We start from the raw sequence: 16935 nt of genomic DNA, 5'->3' as shown, positions 1-16935 counted from the left end.
CCGGCCCGGGCACGGGCCCGTGGCCGGTGTCAGGCGTACAGGTCGTTCCGGGCGTACTGGGGGCCGTAGTAGCGCTCCAGTTCCTCCAGGGGCCGGTCGGTCTTCTCCAGGCTCTTGGAGATCCTCGCGCGGGAGGGCGCCGCGTCGGGGTCCCAGGTCTCCGCGCGCCACAGCCCGGAGCGCAGGAAGGCCCGGGAGCAGTGGAAGTAGATCTCCTCGGTCTCGACGAGGAGGGCGATCGAGGGCCGGTGGCCCTTGACCGTCATCGCGTCGAAGAACGGCGCGTCGCGCAGCAGCCGGGCGCGGCCGTTGACGCGGAGGGTGTCGCCCCGGCCGGGGACCAGGAAGAGCAGGCCGACCCGCGGGTTGGCCAGGATGTTGCGGTAGCTGTCGGCGCGGCGGTTGCCGGGGCGGTCCGGGATCACGAGGGTGGTGTCGTCGAGGACCTTGGCGAAGCCGGGCGGGTCCCCCTTCGGGGAGACGTCGCAGCTGCCGTCGGCGGCCGAGGTGCCGATCAGGCAGAGCGGGGACCGGGCGATCCACTGCCGGTGGTGCTCGTGCAGGGACGGCCGCCCCTTCGCGGCGGCCACCGGCTCCACCGGGCCGAGCAGTTCCCTCAGTTCGGCCTCGGAGGTGATCTCCACGGCTCCCGTCGTCCCCACTGCCTGTCTCCCCCTGCTCGGACCGCTCGGCCGGATCTGCGCGCCGGACGATCGGCGCGGCACTGCGACTATCCCATGATCACTCCTCGCGGCGTCATGCCGGACGTCCCCCGGGGAGCGGCCACCGGCCCCCGTCCGGGGCGGACCGGCGGCGCCGTGTCCGGATGCGGTCGCCCCGCGGCGGATCCAGGGTGGAGGGATGGAGCACGCGCCGATCGTCGTCCACCGCGTCTCCCCGTCGGGCGGCCGCCGGGTGAGCCTGCGCGCCGGAGGCCGCGAGACGGTCCTGGGCGTCGCGCATTCGGACCCCGACGTCATCGAGTTCCTGCGCCGCGCCGAGGTGCCGGACCCGGACGAGGTGGTCCTCGGCGGCGCGCCGCCCCTGATCGAGTGGCAGGGCGACGCGCCGCACGCCTACGAGGCCGAGCCGGCGGACACCGACGTCCCCTGACCCCCGCGCCGCGGCCCCGCCCCCGGGGGCCGCCGCATTCCGGCCATGATTGACACGGGCATGACATCACTCATGACTTCTCGGGAACCCTGTGGGACGCTCCCTGGCGCACTCGGTACCGCCCTCGCACCACACCCCCACAAGGACGTGTCACGGAGGAGCGACATGATGCACCGCGCGAAACTCGCCGTAGCGGCCCTGGCCCTCGCGGCCACCGTCGGCAGTGTCACGAGCGCCGCAGCCCTGGCCCCCGCCGCCGGCCAGCAGGCCGACGGCGTCATCGTGGTCTCGGGCAACACCTGCACCTGGACCAACGCCCGTACCAGCGCCAATCCCCCCAGTGCCCTCACCGTCGACCGCACCAGCATCAACAAGCCCGGCGGCAACCTCGCCTGCAACGGCGGGATCACCGCCACCCTCAACAACAACCCGGCCTTCACCTTCGACGACGCGGCCGCCACCGCCCGGACCGACCTGATCGACATCACCGGGCAGCAGAGCTTCGTCTCCTGCCGCTACAAGGCCTCCAACCTCGTGTGGGACCGCGACGGGAGCACCAGGAAGTACGTCAACCGCGCCTTCACCGCCACCAAGGTCTCGGGCAGCTTCCTGTGCCCGGGCTCCGTCACCACGGCGGCCGGGGGCGCCTCCATGCTCTTCCACTGACCGGCCGGCCGGGACACCGCGCGGCGCGGCGGTGCCCCGGCCCCTCACCGGCGGCCCCGATGGCCCCCGCCGGGTCGCCGGGCCGGATGCGGGGGCCCAGCATGGAAGGAGCACCGTCCGGGTGAGGAGGCCGGTGATGGCCGATGCGCAGCCCGCTCCGCCGGCCGACGGCCCGGGGGAGGAGCCCCTTGCCGCCCGGCCCGCCCCGTCCCCGCCGGCCGGGACCCCCTCGGCGGGCGGCCTCCTGGACGTCCTCGGGGTGGCCGCGGTCGTGCTGGACGCCGAGGGCCGCATCCGCCTGTGGAGCCCGCAGGCCGCCTCCCTGTTCGGCTACCCGGCCGAGGAGGCGCTGGGCCGGTACGCGGCCACGCTGCTGGTGGAGGAGGACGACCGCGAAGAGGTCCTCGGCCTGTTCGCCCGGGTGATGGAGGGCGAGGGCGCCTGGGCGGGGTCCTTCCCGATACGGCACCGCGACGGGCACACGGTCCTCGTCGAGTTCCGCAACATGCGGCTCCAGGCGGACCACGGCGGGACGTACGCGCTCGGGCTCGCCTCCGAGCAGGCCACCCTGCGCCGGGTCGAGCGCGACCTGGCGCTCTCCCTCCGGATGGTCGACCAGTCCCCCATCGGCCTGGCCGTGCTCGACGTCGACCTGCGCTACGTCCTGGTCAACCCGGCCCTGGAACGGATCAACGGGGTGCCGTCCGAACGGCACATCGGACAGCGCATCGGCGACATACTGCCCTTCCTGGACGCGCCCGCGGTCGAGGCCCGGATGCACGAGGTCATGGAGACGGGCGTGCCGGTCCTGGACAACTTCACCACCGGCCGGATCTCCGAGGACTCCGGCGAGCGCGCCTGGCTGGTGTCGATCTACCGGCTGGAGGACCAGTCCTCCCGGGTCATCGGCGTCGCCGTGTCGGTCGTGGACGTCACCGAGCAGCACCGGGCCGCCGTCTCGGCCGCCCACGCGCGGCGCCGCCTGTCGCTCATCGCGGACGCCTCGGTGCGCATCGGCACCACCCTCGACCTGGACATCACCGCCCGGGAGCTGGCCGACGTGGCCGTGCCGGAGATCGCCGACATCGCCGCCGTCGATGTCCTCGACACCGTGCTGACCGGCGGCCGGCCGGGCGACGGACCGGACGAGGGGGCCGTACGCTTCCGGGCGCTGGCGGTGAAGGCCGGCTACCGCACCCCCGCCGAGGACGCCGCCGACCCCGTCGGGGACGTGTCGCTGTACCGCACCGACCGGCTGGTGACCCGCTGCGCCCGGACCGCCCGGCCCGTCCTCGTACCGCACGTCACGCCGGAGGACCTGCCGCGGATCGCCCGCGACGAGGAGGCCGCCCGGCTGCTGGGCGAGGCGGGGGTCCACTCGTACCTCGCGGTCCCGCTGATCGCCCGCAGCCAGGTGCTGGGCACCCTCGACCTCAAGCGGGCCCGCAACCCCGCGCCGTTCGGCCAGGACGACGTCCTGCTCGCCTCCGAACTCGCCGCCCACGCCGCGGTGTCCATCGACAACGCCCGCTGGTACCAGCGCCAGCGCCACGCCGCCCTCGCCCTCCAGCGCCACCTGCTGCCGCAGCACCCCCCGGACGCCCCCGGACTGGACATCGCCTACCGCTACCAGCCGGCCTGGGCGGCCGACGAGACCGGCGGCGACTGGTTCGACGTCATCCCGCTCACCGGCGACCGGACCGCGCTGGTCGTCGGCGACGTGATGGGCAGCGGCATCAACGCCGCCGCGACCATGGGACAGCTGCGCGCCACGGCCCGGGCCCTGGGCCGCCTCGGCCTCGATCCCGCGACGGTCCTCACCCACCTCGACGCCGCGACCGCCGACCTCGGCGAGGCCATGGCCACCTGCGTCTACGCCGTCTACGACCCGCACGCGCGGCTGTGCCACATCGCCACGGCCGGCCACCTGCCGCCCGTGCACCTGCGCAGCGGGCGGCATCCGAGGCTGCTCCAGCTGCCGACGGCCGTGCCCCTGGGCGTCGGCGGGATCCCCTTCCACACCACCGCCTTCACCCTCGACGAGGGCGACGAGCTGGTCCTGTACACCGACGGGCTGGTCGAGACCCGCGACCAGGACATCGACACCCGGCTGCTGACCCTGACCGACCTGCTGGCGGGCCCGCACCGCCCCATCGAGGAGACCTGCGACCTGCTGCTGTCCGCCCTGCGCCGCCCCGACACCCACGACGACGTCGCCCTGCTCATCGCCCGCGCCCACGCGTAGACCGGCTCACGGGTGCGCCGGCCGGACGCGGATGCGGGCCGCGAGGACGGCGACGTCGTCCTCGGCGTGGCGGGCGTCGAGGCCCGCCACGACCGCGTCCGCCGCCTCGGCCGCCCCGGCGCAGGGCGGCAGGCGCAGAGCCGTCAGCCGGGCCAGGGAGGCGTCGATGTCCTCGCCGCGCCGCTCGACGAGCCCGTCGGTGTAGAGGAGCAGCGTCTCCTGCTCCGCGAAGGGGTGCGCCACGGACTCGTACCCGCCCAGGCCCGTGCCCAGCGGGGGGCCGACCGGTACGTCCAGCAGCCGGCCGGTGCCGTCGGCGGCGAACACCGCGGGCGGCAGGTGGCCGGCGCTCGCGAAGAGGGCCGTGCCGCGCGCCGGGTCGACGCGGACGAGCAGGCAGGTGGCGGGGCGGCGGGCCGCGTCGTCGGCGACGAGGGCGTCGAGCTGGCGCAGCACCCGGTGCGGGGCGAGCTCGGTGGCGGCCACCTCGCGCAGCGTGGAGCGGTAGGCGTTCATGTCCACGGCGGCGTCCAGGCCGTGGCCCATCACGTCGCCGACCACCAGCAGGGTCCGTCCGAAGTGCAGCCGGACGGTCTCGAACCAGTCCCCGCCGACCAGGGCGCTGGTGCCGGCCGGCAGGTAGCGGCCGGCGATCAGCAGGTTCGGGTGGGGCCGGCCGGGGTCGGCGACGAGGGCCCGCTGGAGGTCGAGCGCGACGCGCTCGGTGTCGGCGAGCCGGCGGGCGTGGCGCAGGTGCACGGCCGCGACGCGCGCGGCGAAGTGCACGGCGGCGGCCTCGCCGTCGGTGAAGGCGGCGCCGGTGCGCACCACGAGGAGGGTCCCGTACGAGGTGCCGTGCCGGGCCAGCGCCGTGGACAGGCCGTGCACCGGGGCGCCGTGCGGGCCGAGGGCCCAGCTGCGCAGGGGGTGGCCCTCGTCGACCGCGCGGACGGCGGGCCGTCCGGACGGCACCCGGACGGGGGCGCGGAGCAGGCGGACGTCTCCCGCCGCGGCAGCGCGCTCGGTGCGGCCCCCGGCGGTCAGGTCGACGGCCGCCGCGTCGCACAGGGTGCCCAGGAGGAGCGCGGCCAGTTCCCGGCAGGTGGCCGCCTCGTCGTCGCCCGTGCCGATCGCCTCCAGGGTCTCGGCCGGCGACGGCACCCGGTACGGAGCCCGGCCGGCGGGGTGGCCGTCGCGTTCCGACACGTGTCCTCCGCTCCCGCGCCCGGCCGCGGCCCGGTGCGGGCCGCGGCCGGTCCATTCCACCAGGCCGGGCTCGGCGGGCGGGGCAGCGCGCCGGGCGGTCACCGCGGCGGGGTCAGGCGCTCCCGGAGGAAGGTGTGCACGAGTGCCTCGTTGAAGGCGGTCTGCTGGTGGTCGGTGGCTCCGGCGTGGCCGCCGCCGAGGTGTTCGTGGAAGAGGACGGGGTGTCCGGCCTCCCGCAGCCGGGCGGCCATCTTGCGGGCGTGTCCGGGGTGGACGCGGTCGTCGCGGGTGGAGGTGAGCAGGAGCAGCGGCGGGTACGGGGGGCCGTCGGTGCGGATCCGGTGGTAGGGGGAGAGTGCTTCGAGGTGGGGCCGGTCCGCGGGGTCGTCGGGGTCGCCGTACTCGGCGGTCCAGCTGGCTCCGGCGAGGAGCTTGTGGAAGCGGAGCATGTCGAGGAGGGGGACGTGGGCGACGACCGCGCCGAAGAGCTCGGGCTCGCGGGTGAGCATCGCGCCCATGAGCAGGCCGCCGTTGCTGCCGCCCTCGATCCCGAGCTGGGCGGGGGTGGTGATGCCCCGGGCGGTGAGGTCGCGGGCGACGGCGGCGAAGTCCTCGTAGGCCCGGACCCGGTTCGCGCCGAGGGCGGCCTGGTGCCAGGCGGGCCCGTACTCGCGTCCGCCCCGGATCCCGGCGACGACGTACGTGCCGCCGCGCGCGAGCCAGGCGCGGCCGGTGACGGCGCTGTAGTGGGGGACCATCGAGATCTCGAAGCCGCCGTACCCGTAGAGCAGGGCGGGGCCGGGGCCGGGGCGGTCCTCGGGGCCGATGACGAAGTAGGGCACGCGGGTGCCGTCGGGCGAGGTGGCGAAGTACCGGCTCACGGTGAGTCCGGCGGTGTCGAAGAGGGCGGGGGCCTGCTTGAGGACCTCGCCGCCGTCGGTCCCGGCCTCGCCGCGGTAGAGGGTGGAGGGCTGGAGGTAGCCGGTGACGTCGAGGAGGTACTCGTCGCTCTCGTCCGGGTCGGTGCAGGTCACGGTGGCCGTCGACAGGGGTGGTACGCCGCCCAGGGGCGCCCGGGTCCAGCCGTCGGGTCCGGGGGTGAGGAGCTCCAGGCGGGAGGAGACGTCGGCGCGGGTGCGCAGGATGAGGTGGTTGCGCGTCCAGCTGTGGCCGGCGAGGGCGGTGCGCTCGTCCGGGGTGAACAGGACCTGCGGGCTCCTGTCCCCCGCCCGGTAGGCGTCGAAGCCGAAGGCGAGGAGGCTGCCGGCGGGGTGTCCGAGCCAGGGCGAGCGGGGGTTGACCAGGAGCCACTCGCGGTGGACGTCGGTGACGGCGTCGTCCGGTACGTCGATCTTCTCCGGCGGGGCGGCGGGGTCCGCGGGGAGGAGGAACAGCTCCTGGTTCCAGAAGTCGATGCTGCGGGCGGCGAAGTCCCGTTCGAAGCCCGGGGTGTGGTCGCGCCAGCCGGAGGCGGAGAGGTCCGTGGGGCGGCCCTCGTAGACGAGCTCGGCCTCGTGCAGCGGGGTGCCGCGGCGCCAGCGGCGGACCTGGAGGGGGTAGCCGGAGGGCGACAGGGTGCCGGGGCCGAAGTCGGTGCCGATCCAGAGGTGGTCGGGGTCGATCCACCCGACCCGGGTCTTGGCCTCCCCGACGGTGAAGCCGTCCTCGACGAACTCCAGCGTCTGCAGGTCGAACTCGCGCACCACGCAGGCGTCGGCGCCGTCCCGCGAGAGCATGACGAGGGCGTGGCGGTGGCCGGGGGCCAGGACGCTGCTGCCGGCCCAGGCCCACTTCTCGCCCTCCGCCCCGGCGAGCGCGTCCAGGTCGAGGACGGTCTCCCAGTCCGGGTGGTCGGTGCGGTACTCCTCCAGACCGGTGCGGCGCCAGATGCCGCGCAGGCGGTCGGCGTCCTGCCAGAAGTTGTACAGGTGGGGGCCGCGCCGGACGACGTAGGGGATCCGGCCGTCGTCGTCGAGGACCTCGCGCACCTCGCGCTCCAGGACCTTGAACGCGGGGTCGGCGGTCAGTGCGGCGACCGTCTCCGCGTTGCGCTCCCGCACCCAGGAGAGGGCGGCCTCGCCGGTCACGTCCTCCAGCCAGAGGTAGGGGTCGTCGGGGGATCCGGGCGCGGGGTGGCGGGGGGCTTCATCGCTCATCCGCCGATTGTGCCGGACGCCGCCGGGGAGGACGGGCCGGCGCCCGCCCGCCCCGGGGAGGGATCAGGCCTGGGCGTGGTGGAGGGCGTCCAGGCGGGCCAGGTCGTCCCCGGTCAGGCGCAGGGCGCCCGCGGCCACGTTGGCGTCGAGGTGGCGGGGGTTGCCGGTGCCGGGGATGGCCAGGACGTGGGGGCCGCGGTGCAGGGTCCAGGCGAGGCGGACCTGTGCGGTGCTCGCCCCGTGGGCCCGGGCGACGGCCGCCAGCTCCTCGCTCTCCGCGGCGCCGGCGCCGTGCTCGCGCCCGGCGGCGGCGATCGAGTAGAAGGGCACGAAGGCGATGCCCTGCTCTCCGCAGAAGCGGACGAACTCGTCCTGCTCGGGGCGTACGCCGATGCCGTACATGTTCTGCACGCAGACGACCGGGGCGATCGCCCGGGCCTGCGCGAGCTGCTCGGGGGTGACGTTGGAGACGCCGAGGTGGCGGATCAGCCCGGCGTCGCGGAGTTCGGCGAGCGCGCCGAAGCGGTCGGCGACCGAGTCGGTGCCGAGGACGCGCAGGTTCACCAGGTCGAGGTGGTCGCGGCCGAGCTGGCGGAGGTTCTCCTCGACCTGGCCGCGCAGCTCCCGCGGGGTGCGGGCGTGCGCGGCCCACTCACCGCAGGAGTCCCGGCGGGGGCCGACCTTGGTGGCGATGACCAGGTCGTCGGGGTAGCGGCCGCCCAGGGCGCTGTTGATCAGCTCGTTGGCGGAGCGCAGCGGGGAGAAGTAGAAGGCGGCGGTGTCGATGTGGTTCACGCCGAGTTCGACGGCGCGGCGCAGCACGGCCGTCGCCCGCGCGCGGTCGCCGGGCACGGAGTCGGCCTGGAGGGCCGGGCCGTCCTGGGGTATGCGCATCGCCCCGAAGCCGATGCGGTTGACCGTCATGTCCCCCAGGGTCCAGGTGCCCGAGGCGGCCGCGGTGATCGTTTCTGTGGTCATCCGGGGATGATCTCCCGCTCGGCGCACCGCGCACCAGCGATTTCGCGGGCCGGAAGCGGAGTAGACACTGTCTACTACCGGCTGGTAGACAGTGGCCGTGGAATCGTCTGAGGAATCGGGGGCCCCGCTGCGCGAGAGGCTCGTCGACGTCGGGGTGGAACTGGTGCTGGCCGAGGGGACCGGCGCGCTCGGACTGCGGGAGATCGCCCGGCGGGCCGGGGTCTCGCACGGGGCGCCGCGGCGGTACTTCCCCACGCACCGGTCCCTGCTGTCGGCCATCGCCCGGCGCGGGTTCGAGGACCTCGCCGCCCGGTTCGTCCTCGCCCTCGCGCCGGTGTCGCGTCCTCGGGAGCAGGTGCGGGCCCTGGGGCTGGCGTACACGGGCTACGCGCTGGAGCGGCGCGGCATGTTCGAGCTGATGTTCCGCCACGACCTGCTGGACGGCACCGGCCGGGAACCGTCGTCGGCCGGGCCCCGGCTGCGGGAGTCGACGCGGCCGCTGTTCGAGCTGCTGACCGCGCTCGTCTCCCGGTGCGGTGCGGCGGAGCCCGAGGTCACGGCGGCCGCGCTGTGGGCGAACCTGCACGGGGTCGCGCAGTTGTGGGCCTGGGGCAGTCTGCCGCTGGCCCTGGAGGACGGCCCCGGCGCGGTGGGCGTCGAGCGCCTGGTGGGGGCGGCCCTCGACGCCCATCTCCCCGAGGGGCCGCGATGAGGCGGCGGCTCGCGCTGACGGCGAGCGTCGCCGGGGCCATGCTCGTCGCCCTGGACGGCACGGTGCTGGCGGTGGTGCAGCCCTCGCTGCGCCGGGAGTTCGCGGCGGGCGTGGCCGAGGTGCAGTGGACCAGCACCGCCTACCTGCTCGCCGTCGCCGCCTTCCTCGTCGTCGCCGGACGCCTCGGGGACCGGTACGGGCACACCCGGCTGCTGCTCGTCGGCGTGCTCGGCTTCGCCGCGGCCTCGGCGGGCATCGCGCTGGCGCCCGGGGTCGGCTGGGTGATCGGCCTGCGCGCCGTCCAGGGGCTGTTCGGGGCGCTCTTGCAGCCCGCCACGCTCGCCCTGCTGCGGCTGACGCATCCGCCGGAGCTGCTGGGGCGGGCGGTGGCGGTGCGGACCGCGGCCATCGGGGTGGCCGCGGCGGCGGGGCCGCTGCTGGGCGGAGTCCTGGTGGCGCAGCTGGGCTGGCGGGTGGTGTTCGTGCTGAACGTCCCGGCCGCCGCGGTCATCGCCGCGCTCACGTCGGCCGTACGGGTCCCCGTGCCCGGGCGCTCGGGTCCCGCTCGGCTGGGCATCGCCGGTCCCGCGCTGCTCGCGGCCGCGCTGGCGGTGGCGGTGTACGCGCTGGCCGGCGTACCGGCCGCCGGGTGGACGGCGCCGCGGACGCTGCTGGGGTTCGCGGCGGCGGCGGGGCTCGGGGTGGTGTTCGCGCGGGGTGAGCGGCGGGCGCGGCAGCCGCTGGTGCCGGCGGCGGTGGCCCGGTCGCGGCCGGTGGCCGCCTCGATGGCACTGCTGCTGGCGGTCTCCGCCGGGATGTTCGGGGCGCTGTTCACCTCGACGTTCCTGCTCCAGGACGTACGGGGGCTCGGGCCGCTGGAGACCGGGGTGCGGGTGCTGCCGCTGACCGCGCTGATGGTCGCCGGGGCCCCGGTGGCGGTGAAGGCGCTGCGCCGGTACGGGGCCCGGCGGACGGCGCTCGCCGGGACGGGGCTGGTGGTGCTCGGCATCGCGGGGCTCGACGCGGGCGGCGGGGTGGCCTTCGGGGTGCTCGGGGCCGGTTTCGCGGCGGTGATGGTGACGGCCACCGGGACGGTGGTGGGCGATGCGCCGCCGGGGTACGCGGGTGTGGTGGGCGGGCTGAAGCAGACGGCGATGAACGTGGGGCCCACGCTGGGGATCGCGGTCGCGGCGGGCGCCGGGGCGGCGGGGTCCGCGCAGGCCGGGCCGCCGTTGGCGGCGCTGGCGGCACTGGCGGGGCTGGGCCTGGCGGCGGCCTGCCTGCTGCCGGGGCACGCGGCTACGACGCGGTAGACCGGCCCCGTTGCCCTGGCCGGACGGTGTGCGGGGGGCGCGGCTTCGGGCCGTGGGTGCCCCGGCCCGGCGGGGGCCGGGCCGGGGCGGTGGGGTCAGGGGGTGGGGGCGGGGCGGCCGGTGAGGGTGATTTCCGCGGCGCTGGTCCAGGGGCCGCGGCCGCCCGCCTCGGTCAGGGCCCGTAGCCGCAGGTAGCGGCCCGTGCGGGGGGCCAGGGCGACGGTTTTGGCGGCGGCGGTGTCGGCGAAGGTGCCGGTGGCGGCCGGAGTGCCCCAGTCGCCGGTCGTGTCGGAGACGTAGACCTCGTAGCCGCCGATCCGGCCGTTGACGCCGCCGTCCTGGCGGGGCAGGTAGCCGAGGCCGTCGACGGTGTAGCGGGCGCCGAGGTCGATCCGGATCTCGTGCGGCAGGGCGGCCGGCTTGTTCGAGGACCAGGCGGTGTGCCAGAAGGTGGCCGGGTCGCCGTCGAAGGCGTTGGCGGCGGCTCCGTTCTCGGCGGCGGTCTCCTGGCTGTCGGCGGAGACCAGGCTCCAGCCGGAGGAGGGGACGGGGGAGGAGGTGACGGGGACGGGGTCGGCCGCCGGGACGGCGGTGCCGGTGGCGGTGACGCTGAAGGCGCCCGTCTTCGTCCCGGTCTTGACCCACAGGACGCCGCCCCGGTCGTCCGGGTCGAAGAACCAGCCGGTGGCGGCGGAGTCGTAGGCGCCCTTGTCCGCGAGGCGGCTCAGGGCCGTGCCGTCCGCGGTGAGGGCGGCGGGGGCGGCGGCCAGGTGGAGGGTGAGCTCGTAGCCGCGGGCGGCCTGCTGTCCGGCGTAGCTGCCGGTGGGGGCGCCGACGGAGACGGTGACCGTGCCGGAGCCGCTCTCCGGGGCGGTGACGTCGACGCGCTGGCGGGCGTAGGCGCCGGAGGCGTAGGCGCGGGTGCGGCCGTCGTCCTCGTAGAGGCTGAAGGAGGACGTGCCGCGCGGGTGGATGTCGTAGGTGAGGGTGGAGAGGGGCTTCTCCCCCGTGTAGTTCATCTGCGGCCACATCGGGACGACGGCACCGCCCTTGACGAAGAGGGGCAGGGTGTCGAGGGGGGCCTGGTAGCCGTTCAGCCAGCCGGGGCCGGCGTACGTCTTCCCCGTCCAGTAGTCCGTCCAGGTGCCGGCGGGCAGGTAGATGCCGTCGCGGACGGAGGTGTCGGAGACGACGGGCGCGACGAGGAAGGAGTCCCCGGCCATGAACTGGCCGCTGGTGAGGTTGCCGCGGGCCACCGGGTCGTCGGGGTACTCCAGGACCATCGCCCGCGTGCTCGGGACGCCGGTGTCGTGGGCGACGCGGCTCATCGTGTACAGGTACGGCATCAACCGCATCTTGAGCTGGAGGTACTTGCGGTTGACGGAGAGGTACGGTTCGGCGAAGCGCCAGGGCTGCTTGTCCTGGTAGCCGGCCGACGGGTTGGCGGCGCCCCAGCCCGACATGGTCATGAAGGCGGGGGTGAAGGCCTTCCACTGGAGGTCGCGGGCGTACGTCTTGGGGCTGCCGCCGAAGATGCCGTCGACGTCCCCGGAGGCGTAGTTGAGGCCGGAGAGGCCGGCTCCGGCGATGGCGGGGACGTGCCAGCGCATGTCGTCCCAGGTGCCGTAGGTGTCCCCGGTCCAGACGACGGCGTTGCGCTGGGTGCCGGCCCAGCCGTCGACGGTCCAGACGTAGCGGCGGGCGTCGGAGTTCTTCTCGATGCCGTCGACGGCCTGCTGTACGCCCTGGAAGGCGGTCTTGTAGCCGCCGCCGATCCAGGCCACGTCGGTCTTGACCCCGCGCGAGCCGGCCGTGCCCACCTCGTCGGCGATGGAGCCGAGGCCGGTGGAGGTCCACAGGCCGGTCTGGAAGCCCTTCGCCTTGAGGGCGTCGACGGTGGACTTCAGGGGCGCGGTGTAGCCGCAGCCGTAGCCGTCGTTGGGCAGGAACCAGCCCGAGGGCATGTCGGCGGCGCGGGCGTCGGCGGCGTAGCCGACCACGTCCGGGGTGGTCTGGTGGCGCAAGCGGTTGTGGTCGCCCTGGTAGGCGGGGTTGGAGGCGTTGAAGCAGTCGGCGTTGCCGAGTTCCATGCCCCACATCGGCGCCAGGAAGGGTTTGCCGCTGACGTCGGTGTACGCGTCGAGGACGGACTTGAGGGAGTCGCCCGTGAAGTACCAGGCGTCGAAGCGGTTCTCGTCGTGGGTGAGGGTGGTGGGGGCGTTGAAGGCGTACGAGCCGGGGGCCCAGGTGTTGCGCATGACGCCGTAGTCGTTGGTGGACATGTAGAAGGGGGCGGGGCTCGCGTTGTCGTTCTCGCGCCACTTGTTGTCGACGGCCACGGGCACGGTCTTCCCGCGCAGCGCCCATTCGCCCAGGCGCAGGCCGGTGCCGTAGAACTGCTCGTCGGCGCCCCGGGCCAGGGTCTGGGTGGTCCTGCCACCGCCCCATTTCGTGGGCTGGGTCTCCTGCCAGACGGGGGTGGAGTCGTCGGCGCGGTAGACGGAGAACATCAGGGGCGACTTGTTGACCCGGATGGAGAGGGAGCCGGTGGTGATCCGGTAGTACGTGCCCGCGTCGGTGTACCGCGCGGCCACCGGGCCGAAGTCGGTGGTGACGGCGAGGTCGGAGCCGGCCGGGTCGTCGGTGAAGGAGCCGTCGGGGGACAGCCGGAGCCGGAAGATGTCGGCGCGGGCGACGGTCACCCGGGCCTTGGCGCCGCTGGTGGTGCTCACCGTGAAGGTGGCGCCCGACTGGGACAGGGCGGTGGCCGAGCCCGCGGTGGTGGACGGGGCCGCCGGGGCGGCGGCCGCCCGGGCGGTGGCCGGGCCGGCGGCCGCGAGGCCCGCGACGGCGAGGGTGCCGGCGAGGAGGGCCGCGAGGCGGCGGCGGACCGGGGGCCGGGGGTGCGGGGGGTGGTGCCGGGTGCGGGGGCGCTCGTGCCTCGTGGTCGGTCTCGTCGTGCTCGGCGGAGGCGTCTGACTCATGGGGCAGCTCCTCGTGCGGTCCGGAAGGCGGACAACCGCTTTGGCATGCACCCGGAAAGATAGCGACCCCGGCCGAGTTGGTGAAGGAACTTGCTCGAAATGATGCGCGCGCACGCAGCTTCGAGCAATTCCGCTGCGGCGGGCGCCCTGTCCGGGAATCGGCGTTTGCCCCTCCCCCGGACAGGGCAGCACCCCGGGCCGGTCAGCCGGCGGTGACGCGGATCTTGGACTGGCCGTGGCCGAGGGTCTCCCAGTCGTCCATGAACCGGGCCTTCAGCCCGTGCGCGGCCGCGAGGTCGACGAGGGTCTCGGTGCGGTAGTAGAAGTCCTCGCGCAGCACCTGGTGTTCGGTGCCCTCGGTACGGTCGAAGGTGAAGTCGAACCAGCCGCCGGGCGCGAGCACGCGCTCCACGTGGGCGAGGCACTCGTCGATGATCCCGATCGGCGAGTGGGAGAACACGCTGTGCGCGTGGACCACGTCGAAGTGCCGGTCGGGCAGGAAGTCCAGGGTGAGGTCCTGCGTGATCGTGAGGTAGGGCACCTTGTCCTGGAGCCCCCGCCCGGCCAGGGTCCGCTTGGCCGCCATGAGGATGTCCGGCGAGATGTCGATGCCGTAGTAGTGGCCCGCTTCGAGGTGTTCGATGAACCGCCAGCCCGCCCGGAGGTTGCCGCAGCCGATGTCGAGCATGCGGTGGCGCGGGGCGAGGCCGTGGCCCGCGAGGTAGTCGAACTGCATCTTGCCCAGGGCCAGCCAGCGGTCGTGCGTCCGGCTGCCGACGGCGGCCTCCGGGTTGCGGGCGGTGTCGGAGGCCATGACGGCGCGGTAGTAGCCGACGTGGTCGGGGTGCTTGAAGCGCAGCCAGCCGTCGCGGGCGGCGCGGCGGACGTACGGGGCGATGCGGGTCGGATTGCCCAGTGCGTAGCGGACCTTGTGGCCGAGGCCGGCGCGGTCGGCGGTGAGGTTCTTCTTGGTGGCCATGAGGGTTCCCCCTGGGGTGCTCGGTCGTAGGGTGCGTGCGGCTCGTGGGGTGTGCGGGGTGCGGTCCGTCCGGCGGTCAGGCGGTGCGGCGGCGCAGGACGAGCAGGGTCAGGGCCACGAGTGCGGCGGCGGCCCCGAGGTAGAGGGCGGAGTCGATCCACTGGAAGGCCCAGAAGTCGCCGCTGGGGAAGACCTTGTGGTAGCGGGCGACGAATCCGTGCTCCGCCATGCACCGGCGGAGTTCCTCGCCGGAGGCCTGGCAGACGGTGTCGATGGAGTGCTCGCGGCCGTCGGGGGTGAGGTAGCCGTACTGGCCCGTGGACCAGCCGCTGCCGATCAGCCGCTTGGGGGTCGTGCCGGGGGTGATCCGGGTCTCCGGGTCGATCCAGCTCCGGCGGAAGTACGTCGTGAACACCATGGCCGTGCCGATGGCCGCGAGCGCCGCGCCCATGGCGGGCAGCACCCGGGGGATCAGCAGGCCCGCCAGGGTCCCGGCGGCGAGGCCGAACAGGGCGCAGGCGACGGGGGCCGGGCCGGTGGCGTTGTAGACGGGGGCGTCGTGCCAGTACAGGCCGTCGAGGGTGTTGGCGATGGGCAGCCACCACCAGGCCACGAGGGCGGCGACGACCACCGAGGCGAGCACGGCGCACAGCGCGGCGAGGCCGAAGCGCGCCGCGAACCAGCGGCGGGGGCCGACGCCCTGGGTCAGGGCCAGTTTGAAGGTGCCGGTCTCCAGCTCGCGTCCGATGAGCGGAGCCCCCCAGAACACGCCGACGAGGGCGGGCAGGAGGAGGCCGGCGGTGCCCAGGACGCGGATCGCGGTGGTGTTCCCCTCCAGGATCTGGAAGGTGGCGAGGCTCTCGCAGCCTCCGTTCCAGCCCGGGCAGGGGGTCCAGCCGTACTGGTCGATCAGCCTCGTCATCTCGGAGCGCCGGTAGGCGACCCAGGCCGTGCAGGCCGCCAGCAGGGCGGCGCCGGTGAGGATCATCGTCCGCTGCTGGCGCCAGGCCAGCCAGATCACGCCCTTCATGCGGCGGCCTCCTTCGCGGGGGCGTCGGCGTCGGGCTTCGGGGTGCGCAGGTGTGCCAGCAACAGGGTTTCCAGGGAGGGGGTTTCGGCGATCCAGTGCCCGTCGGTACCCGGGGGCGTCCCGGCTCCTTCGGAGGCGGGGGACGGGCCGGCGGGGGCGTTGCGGACGAGGACGGTGACCTGCCGGCCGCCGACGGCGGAGTGCACGACGGCGCTCCGGTCGAACGCGCGGGGCAGGCCGTCGCGCTCCATCGGGTCGGCGCGGCCGGTGAGCCGGGTGTGCGTCTCGCGCAGCTCCTGGATGTCGCCGGCCAGCCGGACGGCCCCGCCCTGGAGGAGCACGACGTGGTCGCAGACGTCCTCCAGTTCGGCGAGTACGTGCGTGGACATCACGATGCCCGTACCGCGCTCGGCCGCCTCGGCCATCAGCAGGCCCATGACCTCGTGGCGGGCGAGCGGGTCGAGGTCGGCGAGCGGCTCGTCGAGGAGCAGCAGGTCGGCGCGCTTGCCGAGGACCAGGGCCAGGGCCACCCGGGTGCGGCTGCCGCCGGAGAGCGAGCCGATCCGCGCGGTGAGGGGGACGTCCCCACTGCGCACGAGGCGTTCGGCGGCGGCGGCGTCCCACTGTCCGGGGTTCAGCTCGCGGCCGAGGCGGAGGGTCTCGGCGACGGTGAAGCGGGCGTGGAGCGGCTTCTCCTGGGCGAGGAAGGCGGTGCGGCGGCGGGCCTCGGCGGTGCCGGGGGCGTGGCCGAAGACCCTGAGGTACCCGCTGGTGGGGCGGAGCAGGCCGGCCGCGAGCTGGAGCAGGGTGCTCTTGCCGGCGCCGTTGGGGCCGACGAGCGCGGTCACCCGGCCCGGGGGCAGCTCGACGTCGCAGGCCCTCAGGGCCCGCCGGCCGGGGAACTCCCGCCCGAGTCCGGCCGCGCGCAGGGCGGGGGCGGACGCGGGCGTCCCTCCCGGTATGTGGTCCGGGGCGTGCTGGGGATCGCTCACGCCGTGTCCTCTCTCGACGGTCCGGGCCCGGGCCCGGAGGGGTTGAAGCTTTCGTCCACGACGGCCGCGATGAGCGCCGTGACGTCCTCGCGGCCCAGCCCGGCCTCGCGGGCCCGGGCCATCCAGTCGGCGAGCGCGGTGCGCAGCGGCGAGTCCGCCGCCGCCTGGGGGTGGGAGAGCGAGCGCCGTACGAACGTGCCCGCGCCGGGGCGGGGTTCGACGAGGCCCTCGCGCTCCAGTTCCCGGTACGCCTTGAGGACGGTGTTGGGGTTGATCGCGGTGGCCGCGACCACCTCACGGGCCGTCGGCAGGCGGTCGCCCGGCTCCAGCACGCCCAGGCGCAGGGCCTGTTTGACCTGGGTGACGAGTTGCAGATAGGTGGCGACGCCGCTGCGCCGGTCCACGCGGAACTCCATGTTCCCCTTCCTGCACTATTCCACTAACGTGTTAGTGGAATAGTGCAGAGAACATGAGTGATCGTCAAACCCGGTGGCGGAGCACGGCGGTGGCGGACGGCTGCGGAGTATGACCGAACGGTCACAGCCCGCCCGGCACGGAACG

Annotated in this window: 14 protein-coding genes; 5 read left to right on the top strand and 9 right to left on the bottom strand. The window is 74.9% G+C overall.

Annotated features, from left to right (window positions below):
- Nucleotides 1-29: 29 nt before the first annotated feature.
- Complete coding sequence (locus ACIRBY_RS33225; protein WP_403907730.1) at nucleotides 30-662, bottom strand: pyridoxamine 5'-phosphate oxidase family protein; 633 nt, start codon at nucleotides 660-662, stop codon at nucleotides 30-32.
- A gap of 199 nt (nucleotides 663-861) precedes the next feature.
- Here ACIRBY_RS33225 and ACIRBY_RS33220 point away from each other — a divergent pair, with 199 nt between their 5' ends.
- The 3 genes from ACIRBY_RS33220 to ACIRBY_RS33210 all read left to right on the top strand — a co-directional run bounded on the left by ACIRBY_RS33220 (nucleotide 862) and on the right by ACIRBY_RS33210 (nucleotide 4024).
- Nucleotides 862-1113: a hypothetical protein gene (locus ACIRBY_RS33220; RefSeq protein WP_403907728.1), complete on the top strand. Its 252-nt coding sequence runs from the start codon at nucleotides 862-864 to the stop codon at nucleotides 1111-1113.
- Nucleotides 1114-1281: 168 nt separating this feature from the next.
- A complete protein-coding gene (locus ACIRBY_RS33215; RefSeq protein ID WP_403907726.1) occupies nucleotides 1282-1779 on the top strand; it encodes a hypothetical protein in 498 nt (165 codons plus the stop codon).
- Between the two features lie 136 nt (nucleotides 1780-1915).
- The gene (locus ACIRBY_RS33210) at nucleotides 1916-4024 is read left to right on the top strand and encodes a SpoIIE family protein phosphatase (protein ID WP_403907724.1); all 2109 of its coding nucleotides are present in this window, start codon (nucleotides 1916-1918) and stop codon (nucleotides 4022-4024) included.
- Nucleotides 4025-4030: 6 nt separating this feature from the next.
- On the opposite strand, the gene ACIRBY_RS33205 is transcribed toward ACIRBY_RS33210, so the two are convergent.
- The 3 genes from ACIRBY_RS33205 to ACIRBY_RS33195 all read right to left on the bottom strand — a co-directional run bounded on the left by ACIRBY_RS33205 (nucleotide 4031) and on the right by ACIRBY_RS33195 (nucleotide 8364).
- Complete coding sequence (locus ACIRBY_RS33205; RefSeq protein ID WP_403907722.1) at nucleotides 4031-5230, bottom strand: PP2C family protein-serine/threonine phosphatase; 1200 nt, start codon at nucleotides 5228-5230, stop codon at nucleotides 4031-4033.
- Nucleotides 5231-5328: 98 nt separating this feature from the next.
- Nucleotides 5329-7386, bottom strand: a complete 2058-nt coding sequence (locus tag ACIRBY_RS33200; RefSeq protein WP_403907720.1) for a prolyl oligopeptidase family protein — start codon at nucleotides 7384-7386, stop codon at nucleotides 5329-5331.
- Between the two features lie 63 nt (nucleotides 7387-7449).
- Nucleotides 7450-8364 carry an aldo/keto reductase gene (locus ACIRBY_RS33195; protein WP_403907718.1) on the bottom strand — a complete coding sequence of 305 codons (915 nt, stop codon included), beginning with the start codon at nucleotides 8362-8364 and terminating at the stop codon, nucleotides 7450-7452.
- 97 nt (nucleotides 8365-8461) lie between these two features.
- Here ACIRBY_RS33195 and ACIRBY_RS33190 point away from each other — a divergent pair, with 97 nt between their 5' ends.
- Together ACIRBY_RS33190 and ACIRBY_RS33185 are read left to right on the top strand one after the other, a co-directional pair.
- Nucleotides 8462-9076, top strand: a complete 615-nt coding sequence (locus ACIRBY_RS33190; protein WP_403907716.1) for a TetR/AcrR family transcriptional regulator — start codon at nucleotides 8462-8464, stop codon at nucleotides 9074-9076.
- The gene (locus ACIRBY_RS33185) at nucleotides 9073-10389 is read left to right on the top strand and encodes an MFS transporter (RefSeq protein WP_403907714.1); all 1317 of its coding nucleotides are present in this window, start codon (nucleotides 9073-9075) and stop codon (nucleotides 10387-10389) included. The genes ACIRBY_RS33190 and ACIRBY_RS33185 overlap by 4 nt, the downstream gene beginning before the upstream one ends.
- Before the next feature lie 95 nt (nucleotides 10390-10484).
- Here ACIRBY_RS33185 and ACIRBY_RS33180 read toward each other — a convergent pair whose 3' ends face one another.
- The 5 genes from ACIRBY_RS33180 to ACIRBY_RS33160 all read right to left on the bottom strand — a co-directional run bounded on the left by ACIRBY_RS33180 (nucleotide 10485) and on the right by ACIRBY_RS33160 (nucleotide 16790).
- Entirely contained in the window at nucleotides 10485-13373 is a 2889-nt protein-coding gene (locus ACIRBY_RS33180) for a TIM-barrel domain-containing protein (protein ID WP_403907712.1), read from the bottom strand.
- A 202-nt stretch (nucleotides 13374-13575) separates the two neighbouring features.
- Complete coding sequence (locus ACIRBY_RS33175) at nucleotides 13576-14352, bottom strand: class I SAM-dependent DNA methyltransferase (RefSeq protein ID WP_403907710.1); 777 nt, start codon at nucleotides 14350-14352, stop codon at nucleotides 13576-13578.
- A 76-nt stretch (nucleotides 14353-14428) separates the two neighbouring features.
- On the bottom strand, nucleotides 14429-15382 hold the full coding sequence (locus ACIRBY_RS33170; protein WP_403907708.1) for a transporter: 954 nt from the start codon (nucleotides 15380-15382) through the stop codon (nucleotides 14429-14431).
- Nucleotides 15379-16374 carry an ABC transporter ATP-binding protein gene (locus tag ACIRBY_RS33165; protein ID WP_403907706.1) on the bottom strand — a complete coding sequence of 332 codons (996 nt, stop codon included), beginning with the start codon at nucleotides 16372-16374 and terminating at the stop codon, nucleotides 15379-15381. Before ACIRBY_RS33165 ends, ACIRBY_RS33170 begins: the two co-directional genes overlap by 4 nt.
- A complete protein-coding gene (locus ACIRBY_RS33160; RefSeq protein WP_403907704.1) occupies nucleotides 16371-16790 on the bottom strand; it encodes a GntR family transcriptional regulator in 420 nt (139 codons plus the stop codon). The genes ACIRBY_RS33165 and ACIRBY_RS33160 overlap by 4 nt, the downstream gene beginning before the upstream one ends.
- Between the last annotated feature and the right edge of the window lie 145 nt (nucleotides 16791-16935).

It is taken from the genome of Streptomyces sp. NPDC096136 (assembly GCF_044763325.1).
GTDB lineage: Bacteria > Actinomycetota > Actinomycetes > Streptomycetales > Streptomycetaceae > Streptomyces.
The sequence above is the reverse complement of the archived record's forward strand: the minus strand, read 5'-3'. Positions and strand labels throughout refer to the sequence as shown.

Bases quoted from the DNA above. Each gene is read 5' to 3' on its own strand.
- ACIRBY_RS33170 (WP_403907708.1), bottom strand. From the start codon at position 15,382: ATGAAGGGCGTGATCTGGCTGGCCTGGCGCCAGCAGCGGACGATGATC.
- ACIRBY_RS33220 (WP_403907728.1), top strand. From the start codon at position 862: ATGGAGCACGCGCCGATCGTCGTCCACCGCGTCTCCCCGTCGGGCGGC.
- ACIRBY_RS33160 (WP_403907704.1), bottom strand. From the start codon at position 16,790: ATGGAGTTCCGCGTGGACCGGCGCAGCGGCGTCGCCACCTATCTGCAA.
- ACIRBY_RS33210 (WP_403907724.1), top strand. From the start codon at position 1,916: ATGGCCGATGCGCAGCCCGCTCCGCCGGCCGACGGCCCGGGGGAGGAG.
- ACIRBY_RS33200 (WP_403907720.1), bottom strand. From the start codon at position 7,386: ATGAGCGATGAAGCCCCCCGCCACCCCGCGCCCGGATCCCCCGACGAC.
- ACIRBY_RS33175 (WP_403907710.1), bottom strand. From the start codon at position 14,352: ATGGCCACCAAGAAGAACCTCACCGCCGACCGCGCCGGCCTCGGCCAC.
- ACIRBY_RS33195 (WP_403907718.1), bottom strand. From the start codon at position 8,364: ATGACCACAGAAACGATCACCGCGGCCGCCTCGGGCACCTGGACCCTG.
- ACIRBY_RS33180 (WP_403907712.1), bottom strand. From the start codon at position 13,373: ATGAGTCAGACGCCTCCGCCGAGCACGACGAGACCGACCACGAGGCAC.
- ACIRBY_RS33185 (WP_403907714.1), top strand. From the start codon at position 9,073: ATGAGGCGGCGGCTCGCGCTGACGGCGAGCGTCGCCGGGGCCATGCTC.
- ACIRBY_RS33215 (WP_403907726.1), top strand. From the start codon at position 1,282: ATGCACCGCGCGAAACTCGCCGTAGCGGCCCTGGCCCTCGCGGCCACC.